Consider the following 11,977-nt stretch of genomic DNA (forward strand, 5'->3'; position numbering starts at 1 on the left):
TCGGGAGCAGCGCCAAACGACCGGCGTCGATGGCCAGGAATAGCGCATTGGCGAGACAGCAAATGAACACCCTAAGCAAACGCTGGCACGGCAGATCGGTACCCGTGATCGTGGCCGTATCCGTCGCAGTCGTGGGACAAGCTTTTGTTCTCATAGGCGACTTCGGACCCGGCAACGATTCGCAAGGTAACCGCAGCGCGGCGGCGATGGTCACGGCCGCGGCGGTGTCCAGGGCTGGCGCAATCGAGATTCCCTCAGAGCCCATCAAGCGGCCGACAGTCTGACAACGATCGAATTCCGACACGCTGGCGCCCGCGGCAGGCGATTCAATCAAGGGTCACCTCGTCCGTCGTGCACGTGAACGCTGACAGCCGCCGGACCGGTCCTTGGGACGGCGAATGGAATAAAACCGTGCGCGAATGAAAGACCCGTCGGCCCATCAGATAGGAGATGCTGAGGTCGCATGGTGGCGGCAGAAGCGGATCTTGAACGGTCGGGAACTTCGACAACAAGAGCGGCTGTATCGATGGCTTCCCCGACGCCGGTTCGCGACAGGCTGTCAACATGGCATCTTCATCACTGCCGGTCTGTGATTTCATGCACCTCATCCCTCCGAATGCGAAGCGCCGCGGACAACTGCAATGACCGTACAGTCCACATCGAGGGTCGGAGAGAGATCGATGTGCCCTTCCGGACATGCAAGGCCAATTCCTAGCGATCGCGGGAGACCCGTCTGATGGCGTTTGTCGCGTTCATGCTGAAGCGACCCTATACAGTCATCTCGGGATTGATCCTGATCGCGCTGCTCGGCGTCGGCGCCATATCAAGGATGTCCATCGACATCTTTCCTGAGATCGACGTTCCCGTGGTGGCGGTGGTCTGGACCTATAACGGCATGTCGGCGCAGGACATCCAGAACCGGATTCTGACGCTCCACGAACGTCAACTCGCCTCGTTGGTTGATGATATCGAACGCATCGAAGCGACAAGCTACTACGGAGTCGGCGTCGAAAAGATATTTCTGCATCAGGGCGCCGACGTGACACGGGCCATTGCCCAGCTTTCCAGCAGCGCCCTCGTCGTTCTGAAGTACATGCCGCCCAACATCACGCCGCCGCTCGTCCTGCGTTACGGAGCGACGGACGTCCCGATCATCCAGCTCAGCTTATCGAGCCCGTCGCTGCCCGATTCCACCCTCAACGACCTCGGTCAGAACATCATCCGTCCTGATCTCGCGGTCGTGCATGGCGCCGAGGTCCCCTATCCGTATGGCGGCAAGCCCCGTGTGATCATGGCCGACCTCGACCAGGATGCATTGAACGCGCGCGGCCTGACACCGAGTGACGTCGCCAAGGCGTTGCAGCGGCAAAACATCATTTTGCCCTCCGGCGACGTGAAGATCGGCAGCAAGGACTATTCGCTCTCGATGAACAATAGTCCCGACGTGATCGGCACGATCAATCGGTTTCCCATCAAGCAGATCGATGGCCGCACTGTGTTCGTCCAGGACGTCGCCCACGTCCATGACGGGTACCAGGTGCAGACCAATTCGGTGGCGGTCGACGGAACTCCGGGTGCGCTGATGTCCGTGCGAAAGACGGGAGGCGCTTCCACGCTCACCGTGATCAACGGAATCCGAGACAGCCTCTCCAACATCAGGCACTTGCTGCCCGACGGGGTCACCATCAAGCCGATCTTCGACCAGTCGGTCTTTGTCAAAGCCGCTCTGAACAGCGTGGTCATGGGTGGCCTGATGGCGGCGGGTCTAACCGCGTTGATGATTCTGCTTTTCCTCGGCAGCTGGCGACTGACGCTCATCATCCTGGCGACCATACCGATGGCCATCGTCACCGCCATATTGGTCATGTATGTGGGCGGCGAGACGCTCAACACGATGACACTTGGCGGTTTCGCGCTCGCGGTGGGCATTCTGGTGGACAACGGCACCGTGGTGATTGAGAACATCGAGCGGCATATTCGCGAGAAGGAGCCGCTGGTCCCCGCGATTGTCAACGGCGCCGGCGAAGTGAGCATCCCGACGGTGCTGTCGACGATGTGCATCTGCATCGTCTTTGTCCCGATCTTCCTGCTTCAAGGGGTGGCGAAATATCTCTTTTCCCCGCTGTCCCTCTCGGTTTGCGTTTCCCTGGTCGCCAGCCTGCTACTGTCCTTCACGCTCGTGCCGTTGCTGTTTCGCGCCCTGATGCGATCGGCTGTGGAGCAACATGGCGAACACGAGGTCAAGCCACAAAGTTCGCTCAGGGAGCGCGCGCTCAAGCCCTTCAGGGCGATCCACAGCGGCTTCGAAAAGGGCTTCTCGCGGTTCCGCGAGACCTACCGGAATGCGCTCGCGTTCTGCGTTGCGCATTCGGCCGTCACCGCCGTCTGTTTCGGTGTACTGATGGTTTGTTCTCTGGCGCTTTTTCCCCTGATCGGGCAGGACTTCTTCCCGCAGGTCGATGCCGGTCAGATGCGGCTGCATGTCCGTGCGCCGCCGGCAACTCGGATCGAGGAAACCCAGCGGCAATTCGCGCAGGTCGAACGCGCGATCCGCAAGATCGTGGGTGACGATCAGATCGACACCATGCTCGACAATATCGGATTGCCCTATAGCGGGATCAACATCGCGCTGAGCGATTCGGCGACGGTCGGGCCGATGGACGGAGAAATTCTCGTATCGCTGAAAAAGAAGCATACGCCGACCGCTGCGCATGTCGCCGACCTCAGGCGTGAATTGCCGCGGCAATTTCCTCAGATGCAGTTCTTCTTTCAGGCGGCCGACATCATCGACCAGGTCCTCAACTTCGGCCAGCCCGCGCCAATCGATGTCAGAATATCCGGACCCGACAGTGACTACAGTTTTGCGCTGGCGTCGAAGATCGCCGCGGATCTCAAGCGAGTTCCGGGAATCGTCGACTCGCACGTGTTTCAGGTCCCCGACGCACCCGCATTGACGGTCTCGGTTGATCGCGCCATTGCGCAGCAGTTCGGATTGCACCAGGAAGACATCGCCGGCAACGTCCTGGTGACCACCAACTCGAGCGCACAGATAGCTCCGAATTTCTGGGTCAGCCCCAAGAACTCCGTCAGCTATCCGTTGGTCATTCAGGCGCCGACCTATCGCCTGGACTCGACCGCCGCCCTTAACACCTTGCCCGTGCTGGCGAGGAACGACGGCGAGCAAAGTCAGATACTGATGAACGTTGCGAAGCTTGGGCGCGAGAAGGTTCCGCTCGTGGCGTCCCAGCTCAATATCCGCCCGGTGTTCGACGTCAATGCAGACGTTCAGGGAATCGATCTCGCCACGGCAGCGCGCGAGATCGACAAGGTCCAGGCGGCGAACCAGCCTCCCCCGGCCAAGGCGACCCACGTGACGCTCGCGGGCCAGGTCGCCACCATGCGCGAGAGCTTCAACGGATTGTTTTCCGGCATGGCGGTGGCCGTTATCCTCGTCTACCTCATCCTCGCGATCAATTTCCAGAGCTGGATCGATCCCCTGATCGTCCTGTCCGCTGTGCCGCTCGCGATCAGTGGAGTGCTGTGGATGCTATTCCTGACTGGGACCAACATCAGCGTGCCAGCCTTGATGGGGACACTGATGTGCATCGGCCTCACGACCGCCAACAGCATCCTCGTCGTTACCTTTGCCAATCAACGAATGGCGGCCGGCGACAGCCCGATCGCTGCCGCGGTCGCGGCCGGCTATACGCGGTTACGGCCGGTGCTGATGACGGCGGGCGCCATGATCCTGGGGATGATCCCGATGGGCCTCGGCGTCGGCGAAGGGGGCGAGCAGAATGCGCCGCTCGCGAGGGCGGTCATCGGCGGCCTGCTATTTGCAACGTTTGCAACACTGATCCTGGTACCAGCCGTCTATCGGCTGATCCGACGCCCCCTGCCGACGGACGCCCCGATGGATCTGATCGCATCCGACGAAAGTCCATCCCTTCAATAGAGAGTTTCGAGCCGAGGTGTCCATGCCAGCCGATCCCCCGCTGCCCAACGACGAACAGCCACCGAAGAAGATGCTGGACTATGATTTCCGTACCGGATCGCGAATGAGCATATTCGCCCTCGTGCTGGCGGGCGTGCTGGTCGCCGGGTTCTTCTACGTCAATGCCGAGCGGCACTACAAGACGAACAAGCTGGCTGCAACGACGAGGGAGGAAATGTCGAGGCCTCCGCCGGTCGACGTCGTCCTCGCCAAGTCGTCGCCGCTCACACATCGTCTCGTCCTGCCCGGCGAGACCGCCGCCTGGCATGACAGCAAGATATATGCCCGGGTGAATGGTTACGTCAAAAAGTGGCTCGTCGACATCGGCGATCCCGTCAGCGAAGGACAGGTGCTGGCATTGATAGAGACACCTGAGCTCGACGCTCAGCTTCAGGCTGCCCGGGCCAAATTGAGTGCCGCGGAGGCCGAAGTGAACGTCAAACAGGCCAAGGACGACTTCGCCAAGAGCACGTATGAGCGTTGGCGCAGCTCGCCGCAAGGCGTCGTATCGGATCAGGAGCGCGAGTCGAAGAAGGCCGCCGCAATAGCTGCGGAATCCGAGCTGGTTGCTGCCAAGGCTCAAGTCACGCTGGACAAGGCGGACGTGGACCGACTGACCTCCCTCACGGAGTTCAAGCAGGTGAAGGCTCCGTTCGGCGGCACCATCGTCGAGCGTGATATCGACCTCGGCGACCTCGTGACAGCCGGCAGCGGATCGGGGACGTCGGCTCTTTTTCGGGTGGTCCAGAGCAGACCGATGCGGGTCTTCGTCGACGTGCCGCAAAGTGCCGCGGACCGCCTTCTGACGGACGCCCCCGAAGCCGACATTGCAGTCGGGGGCGATGCGAGCCGGCATTACGAAGGCAAGGTATCGCGCACCTCCCGCGCCATCGATCCACGCTCCAGAACCCTGCGGGTCGAGATCGATATTGCGAATGCGGCTTCCCGGCTGGTGCCGGGACTGTATGTGGAGGCAAAGTTCAGCCTGAAGAATGCCATCGGGGTCCAGGTTCCGGCGGCTGCATTGTCGTTCCGACCGGCACCGCAAGTTGCGGTCGTCGACAACAAAAATGTGGTAGAGTTTCGAGATGTCAAAATCGGTGTAGACGACGGGAATGTCGTGCAGATCGAATCCGGCCTCAAGGAAGGTGAAAGGGTCGCGCTCAACCTTTCCAGCCAAATCGTGTCCGGGATGACAATCGAGGCGCATGACCTCGACACCAGCCCGCGGAACGACAAGGAATCATAGCTTCAGCCTCGCAAGCAGCGAAATCTTCAAAGCCTGGCAAGAGTACTGGATCTATCGAAGCCCTTAGATGATGGCGGTGGCATATGAACTCGCTCGTTCCCTCGCGGGTATTTAGAAGCTGGATTTTGTGTTGGGGAGCCGCGAGCTTGTCCGCTTGCTCCGTCGGCCCGGATTTCAGCATGCCCGAAGCGCAGCTTCCGGGAAGATACATCGCCAGACCGGACTCCAACGCAAACAATTCTGCCCATGAGCGAACAACGGCCGTCGATCTGACGCAATGGTGGCGCTCGTTTCGGGATCCTCGATTGGTTTCACTTGTCGACCGGGCGATCGCGGCCAATCCCGACATCGCAATCGCGATAGGCCGCCTGCAACAGGCCCGCACCAGACAGTTTGTTTTGACCGGCGCGACCCTCCCGAAGGGCGAGTTGTCAGCGGGCGCCGGATTTGGAACTGGTAGCGACAACACCCGAGGACGAGTCGCGGAGACTCTGCACAGCGCGAGCAATACGACCGGTTTCGATCACGTATTCGAAGCTGGAGGATTCGATTCAGCATGGGAGCTCGACGTTTTCGGGAAGCTGCGGCGCGAGATCGAGGCCTCGCATTTGGACGCGCTGGCTGCCGCCAAGGCCCGCGACGCGGTCCTGGTCTCGGTCATTGCCGACGTTGCTCGCGCGTATATCGAGTTGCGGGGTTATCAGGCCCAGCTCGCAGCAGTTCGCAGGAGCATGGAAACCGCCCAGCGGAGTCTGAAGGTCGCTCAGACGCGTTTCAGTGAAGGACTCACGAACGAGCTGGATGTGACGCTCGCGCAACGCCAGGTCGCGACGTTCGAGGCCACGGTTGGACCACTGACGGGGCAGATCCAGTCGACCCAGTATGTCATAGCTGGCTTGCTCGGACAGTTTCCCGAGACGCTTGCCAAAGAACTCGGTACGTACACGCCTCCCCCCCGTTTTCCGGCCAAGATTCCGATCGATCTGCCGGTCAGCCTACTGCAGCGACGCGCGGACATCCAGCAGGCCGAGTTCGAGGTTGGGTCCGCGACCGCACGCGTCGGCTCTGCAACCGCCGATCTCTTTCCGCGCCTCGCCGTTACAAGCGCAGTTGGCGGCCAGGGTGGCGCACGCGCTGCCACCGGAACGCCGACTACGTTCATCGGCGGGGTTGGTCCCGCGCTCTATTGGCCGGTGCTGGACTTCGGCACCCTCGATGCCCGCGTCGAGTTGGCCGATTATCAGGCGCGCGAAACGCTGCTTCGATACAAGACCCGTGTGCTGAATGCCGTGCAAGAGGTCGACCAGGCGATCGCGGGCTACAATGGCGAGCGGAGTCGCCTCGCCAGCCTGTCACGCGCCCGTAGCGCCTCCCTTGTTGCCGTCAAGCTTGCGTCGGAGCGCTACGAGCGAGGGCTGACGGATTTCCTCAACGTTCTCGATGCCGAGCGACAACAATTCGAACTCGAGGCCCAATACGTCACCTCTCAGCGCAGAGCGGGAGTTCAGCTGGTGGCTCTTTACAAAGCCCTGGGTGGCGGCTGGGAGCCCTATCAGGCCGTTCCGCCCATACGGATCCCGGAGCCCGCGATCGCTGCCGCAGTGCGGGAATCCGCCAGGCTGCGTCCGGCCTCTGCAGATCCCGGTTCATTGCAATTCCAGCCCTGAAGCGATTGCTGTCTTTTGGCTCCCCGCAGGCGAGCGGCTTGCAATTGAGACACCAGAGGACAACTAGTCTGCGAGGACACCGTTACTCATGGAGATACAGGTATGAAGGCCGTCGGCTACAAGAAATCGCTCCCGATCGAGGACGCGGATTCACTGATCGACTTCGAGACCGCAAAGCCCGAGCCGAAGGGACGCGACATCCGCGTCGCCGTGAAGGCGATCTCGGCCAATCCGGTCGACTACAAGGTGCGCAAGCGTGCCGCCCCGCCCGAGGGCGAGACGAAGATTTTGGGCTATGACGCGGCCGGCGTGGTCGATGCGGTCGGACCTGAGGTCACGCTGTTCAAGCCGGGCGACGAGGTGTTCTACGCCGGCTCGATCCTGCGCCAGGGCACCAACGCCGAGTTCCACCTGGTCGACGAACGCATCGTCGGCAACAAGCCGAAGAGCCTGTCGTTCGCGCAAGGAGCCGCCCTTCCCCTCACCTCCATCACCGCCTGGGAGCTGCTGTTCGACCGGCTCGGCGCGGTACCCGGCAAGAGCGTCGATCCTCGCACGCTGCTGATCACGGGCGGCGCCGGCGGCGTCGGCTCGATCCTGGTCCAGCTTGCCCGTCGCCTCACCGGGCTGACGGTGCTCGCAACCGCGACGCGGCCGGAGTCGCAGAAATGGTGCCTCGATCTCGGCGCGCATGCGGTGATCGACCACGGCAAGCCGATGAAGGAGCAGATCGAGAAGCTCAAGCTACCGCCGGTCGCGCTGGTGGCAAGCCTCACTTTCACCGACCAGCACTACAAGGCGATCGCCGATTTCATGGCTCCGCAGGGCCGGTTCGGCCTGATCGACGATCCCCCGGAATTTGCCATGAGCACGTTCAAGGGCAAGGCGATCTCGGTGCACTGGGAATCGATGTTCACACGCTCCTCGTTCCAGACGCCTGACATGATCGCGCAACATCATCTGCTGAACGACGTCGCCGACCTCATCGACAAGGGCGTCTTGCGCACGACGCTCGATCAGACTTTTGGCACGATCAACGCCGCCAACCTCAAGCGCGCGCATGCGCTGCTGGAAAGCGGCAAGTCGCGCGGCAAGATCGTGCTGGAGGGGTGGTAGCGTCTTCGCCGGGGGACCGCCCTCCACCACTTCGGAGGCGCCGCCGCGCGCGAGGTAGCGGCCGCCATATTGGGCGATGGTCTGCGCCGCGAGCGTGCGGTAGGCCTCCATCGCGGCTCTGTCGCGCACCTCGACCTCGGAGATCACATAGGCCGCCATGCACATCGCCTCAGGCGATCGTGTTGACGATGCCGCCCTCGGCGCGCAGCGCTGCGCCGTTTGTCGCGGACGCTTCCTTGGATGCGACATAGACCACCATGTTGGCGATCTCGTCGACGCTGGCGAAGCGTTGCAGCAGCGAGCTCGGGCGATGCTGCTTGACGAAATTGGCGGCGGCCTCGTCCACGGACTGGCCGTTCTGCTTGGCGAGATCCTTGACGAACGTCTCGACGCCCTCCGACATGGTCGGGCCCGGCAGCACGGAGTTGACGGTGACGCCGGTGCCGCTGGTGAGCTGCGCCAGGCCGCGCGCGACAGAAAGCTGGGCCGTCTTGCTCATGCCGTAGTGGATCATCTCGACGGGAATGTTGAGCCCGGACTCCGAGGAGATGAAGACGATGCGGCCCCAGTTGCGCTTCAGCATGCCCTTCATATAGGCCCGCGACAGCCGCACGCCGCTCATGACATTGACCTCAAAGAAGCGGCTCCAGTCCTCGTCCGGGATATCGAAGAAGTCCTTGGGCTCGAAGATGCCGGCATTGTTGATGAGGATGTCGATGTCGGGCAGCGCCGCCACGAGCGCCTTGCAGCCCGCAGCGGTCGAGACGTCGGCAGCGATGCCGCGGACCTTCCTGCCCGCCCCTTCCAGCTTGCGCACGGCCGCATCGACCTTGTCCTGACCGCGGCCGTTGATCACGACGCTGGCGCCCGAGCCGGCGAGGCCCTTGGCAATGGCGTGGCCGATGCCGGCGGTCGAGCCGGTCACGAGGGCGGTCTTTCCGGAAAGGTCGATGTTCATGCGATATCTCCATGATGGTGATGGAGATATCGGGCGCGCTCGATGGAGTGCAATCGGCGCTCACTCACGCGTGAGTGGCGAGGCGCTCGTGGGTCCGCCGAAGGCGTAGCCCACCACTCTATTCCGCGATCGCAAAAGCGTGGTGGGTTACGCCGAGCGATTGCGCTTCGCGCAATCCGCTGCGCTAACCGACCCTACGCAAAAAAAGCGGCGCCCAAGGGCGCCGCTTTCCAAAAATCTCCTGCCGAGCAGCTTACGCAGCCTCGGCTTCCTTCTCCTGCACCGGACCTGAGTCCTGCCCCTTGGCATCGACGTCGCGATCGACGAACTCGATCACGGCCATCGCGGCGTTGTCGCCGTAGCGGAAGCCGGCCTTGATGATGCGGGTGTAGCCGCCCTGGCGGTCCTTGTAGCGGGTCGCGAGCGTGTCGAAGAGCTTCTTGACCATGTCGACGTCGCGCAGTTCCGAGATCGCCTGGCGGCGCAGCGACAGGCCGCCCTTCTTGCCGAGGGTGACGAGCTTCTCGACGATCGGGCGAAGCTCCTTGGCCTTGGGCAGCGTGGTGACGATCTGCTCGTGCTTGATCAGCGCGGCCGCCATGTTGGCGAACATCGCCTTGCGGTGCTCGGCCGTGCGGTTGAGCTTCCGATGAACCTTGCCGTGACGCATGTGAGTAGTCCTTCTTCGATTGTGTCGCGGTGGTTCAGCGACTGGTTTTCAGGTGGGCTTCCTGCGTTCGCCCTAGGTCGCGAATAGCGAATGGCGAGTAGCGAATGGAGCTCTTCCCTATTCGCTATTCGCCACTCCCAACTCGCTCAGTAGTGATCCTCGAAGCGCTTGGCGAGCTCGTCGATGTTCTCCGGCGGCCAGCCCGGCACTTCCATGCCGAGATGCAGACCCATCTGGGCCAGCACTTCCTTGATCTCGTTCAGCGACTTGCGGCCGAAGTTCGGGGTGCGGAGCATTTCCGCTTCGCTCTTCTGCACGAGGTCGCCGATGTAGACGATGTTGTCGTTCTTCAGGCAGTTGGCCGAACGCACCGACAGCTCGAGCTCGTCCACCTTCTTGAGGAAGGCCGGGTTGAAGGCGAGGTCCGGGATGATCTCCTGGGCGACTTCCTTGCGCGGCTCTTCGAAGTTGACGAACACGTTGAGCTGATCTTGCAGGATGCGCGCAGCGTAGGCCACGGAGTCATCCGGCGTGATCGCGCCGTTGGTCTCGATCGTCATGGTCAGCTTGTCGTAGTCGAGGATCTGGCCCTCGCGGGTGTTCTCGACCTTGTAGGAGACCTTGCGGACCGGCGAGTACAGGCTGTCGACCGGGATCAGGCCGATCGGTGCGTCCTCGGGACGGTTGCGTTCGGCGGGCACGTAGCCCTTGCCGGTCGAGACCGTAAACTCCATGCGGATCTCAGCGCCCTCGTCGAGCGTGCAGATCTGCAGATCGGGGTTCAGCACGACCACATCGCCGACGGTCTGGATGTCGCCGGCGGTGACGACGCCCGGACCCTGCTTCTTCACGACCATGCGCTTGGGGCCTTCGCCCTGCATCTTGATCGAGATGTCCTTGATGTTCAGCACGATGTCGGTGACGTCCTCACGGACGCCCGCGATCGAGGAGAACTCGTGCAGCACGCCGTCGATATGCACCGACTGCACCGCCGCGCCCTGGAGCGAGGAGAGCAGGATGCGGCGCAGCGCATTGCCGAGGGTTTGGCCGAAACCACGCTCAAGCGGCTCGGCGACGATGGTCGCGAAACGCGAGGGATCACTGCCGGGCGTGACCTGGAGCTTGTTCGGCCGAATCAGTTCTTGCCAATTTTTCTGGATCGTCACTGTTTCACCCATACAGGCCAGTCAATTTGACAGTTCAAATACTGGCGTTGGAGAAAGGCCGCAGATCATTCCCGCGGCTTCTTAGAAAGTCATTGCGGGCGCCGATGCACCCGCAACTTGGTATCAAACGCGCCGACGCTTTCGGGGACGGCAACCGTTGTGCGGGATCGTGGTCACGTCGCGGATCGAGGTGACGGTGAAGCCTGCGGCCTGGAGCGCACGGAGCGCCGATTCACGGCCCGAACCGGGGCCGGCGACCTCGACTTCCAGCGTGCGCATGCCGTGCTCCTGCGCCTTCTTGGACACGTCCTCGGCGGCGACCTGCGCGGCGTACGGGGTCGACTTACGCGAACCCTTGAAGCCCATCGTGCCGGCCGACGACCAGGCAATCGTGTTGCCCTGCGCGTCGGTGATGGTGATGGTCGTGTTGTTGAACGACGAGTTCACATGCGCGACGCCGGAGGCGATGTTCTTGCGCTCACGACGACGAACGCGGGTGGCTTCCTTGCCCATTGAGTCCCTTTCCTGAAGATCTCAAACGCCGCCGTAATGCCAGCGGCTACACCTGTGGAACGAAAAGCGCGTGGCGAACGGGTCATCCCCGGCTCGCCACACGCCGCGACTGGATTCGAAAACTTACTTCTTCTTGCCGGCGATGGCCTTGGCCGGGCCCTTGCGCGTACGCGCATTGGTGTGGGTACGCTGGCCGCGCACCGGCAGACCGCGACGATGACGCAGGCCACGATAGCAGCCGAGGTCCATCAGACGCTTGATGTTGATGCCGACCTCACGACGCAGGTCGCCCTCGACGAGATAGTCGCGGTCGATGACTTCGCGGATCTGGAGCACTTCGGCGTCGCTGAGCTGATTGACGCGACGGTCCTCGGGGATCTTCACCTTCTCCATGATGTCACCGGCGATCTTCGGGCCGATGCCATGGATGTACTGGAGCGCGATCAGCACGCGCTTGTTGGTGGGAATGTTCACGCCGGCAATACGGGCCACGGCCTTCTCTCCTGTTGCCGATCCCTCGTCAGGAATCGGGCTTTAAGTGCTTGCTTTCTCGGGCAGGTGTTCACAAACGCGAACACGACGCCCACCCCCGGTCTTCCTGGGGCCCGGCATCGTCTGAAACTATCCGACTTGGATGCGGGGCT

Annotated in this window: 10 protein-coding genes and 1 pseudogene; 4 read left to right on the forward strand and 7 right to left on the reverse strand. The window is 62.2% G+C overall.

What is annotated here, in order from left to right:
- Positions 1-326: 326 nt before the first annotated feature.
- On the reverse strand, positions 327-599 hold the full coding sequence (locus CVM73_RS39365) for a hypothetical protein (protein WP_146006662.1): 273 nt from the start codon (positions 597-599) through the stop codon (positions 327-329).
- 155 nt (positions 600-754) lie between these two features.
- Between CVM73_RS39365 and CVM73_RS26285 the strand changes: the two genes are divergently transcribed.
- The 4 genes from CVM73_RS26285 to CVM73_RS26300 all read left to right on the forward strand — a co-directional run bounded on the left by CVM73_RS26285 (position 755) and on the right by CVM73_RS26300 (position 8,026).
- Complete coding sequence (locus CVM73_RS26285; protein WP_245452440.1) at positions 755-3,955, forward strand: efflux RND transporter permease subunit; 3,201 nt, start codon at positions 755-757, stop codon at positions 3,953-3,955.
- Between the two features lie 22 nt (positions 3,956-3,977).
- Positions 3,978-5,243, forward strand: a complete 1,266-nt coding sequence (locus tag CVM73_RS26290) for an efflux RND transporter periplasmic adaptor subunit (protein ID WP_100234735.1) — start codon at positions 3,978-3,980, stop codon at positions 5,241-5,243.
- 83 nt (positions 5,244-5,326) lie between these two features.
- Positions 5,327-6,910, forward strand: a complete 1,584-nt coding sequence (locus CVM73_RS26295) for an efflux transporter outer membrane subunit (protein ID WP_100234736.1) — start codon at positions 5,327-5,329, stop codon at positions 6,908-6,910.
- A 102-nt stretch (positions 6,911-7,012) separates the two neighbouring features.
- Entirely contained in the window at positions 7,013-8,026 is a 1,014-nt protein-coding gene (locus tag CVM73_RS26300) for a zinc-binding alcohol dehydrogenase family protein (protein ID WP_100234737.1), read from the forward strand.
- Here CVM73_RS26300 and CVM73_RS40500 read toward each other — a convergent pair.
- The 6 genes and pseudogenes from CVM73_RS40500 to rpsM form a co-directional block, all read right to left on the reverse strand.
- A pseudogene (locus tag CVM73_RS40500) lies at positions 8,020-8,185 on the reverse strand (DUF1330 domain-containing protein); the annotation flags it as partial. The gene CVM73_RS26300 and the pseudogene CVM73_RS40500 overlap by 7 nt on opposite strands.
- Positions 8,186-8,195: 10 nt before the next feature.
- Positions 8,196-8,984, reverse strand: a complete 789-nt coding sequence (locus CVM73_RS26310) for an SDR family NAD(P)-dependent oxidoreductase (protein ID WP_100234738.1) — start codon at positions 8,982-8,984, stop codon at positions 8,196-8,198.
- Positions 8,985-9,237: 253 nt separating this feature from the next.
- Positions 9,238-9,654, reverse strand: a complete 417-nt coding sequence (rplQ, locus tag CVM73_RS26315; RefSeq protein ID WP_025036979.1) for a 50S ribosomal protein L17 — start codon at positions 9,652-9,654, stop codon at positions 9,238-9,240.
- Positions 9,655-9,800: 146 nt separating this feature from the next.
- Complete coding sequence (locus CVM73_RS26320) at positions 9,801-10,832, reverse strand: DNA-directed RNA polymerase subunit alpha (protein WP_029674561.1); 1,032 nt, start codon at positions 10,830-10,832, stop codon at positions 9,801-9,803.
- Positions 10,833-10,943: 111 nt separating this feature from the next.
- Entirely contained in the window at positions 10,944-11,333 is a 390-nt protein-coding gene (gene rpsK, locus CVM73_RS26325; RefSeq protein ID WP_007603045.1) for a 30S ribosomal protein S11, read from the reverse strand.
- Between the two features lie 123 nt (positions 11,334-11,456).
- A complete protein-coding gene (gene rpsM, locus CVM73_RS26330) occupies positions 11,457-11,825 on the reverse strand; it encodes a 30S ribosomal protein S13 (protein WP_027574068.1) in 369 nt (122 codons plus the stop codon).
- Positions 11,826-11,977 lie beyond the last annotated feature (152 nt).

This window comes from Bradyrhizobium forestalis (assembly GCF_002795245.1).
In the GTDB taxonomy this organism is placed as follows: Bacteria; Pseudomonadota; Alphaproteobacteria; order Rhizobiales; family Xanthobacteraceae; genus Bradyrhizobium; species Bradyrhizobium forestalis.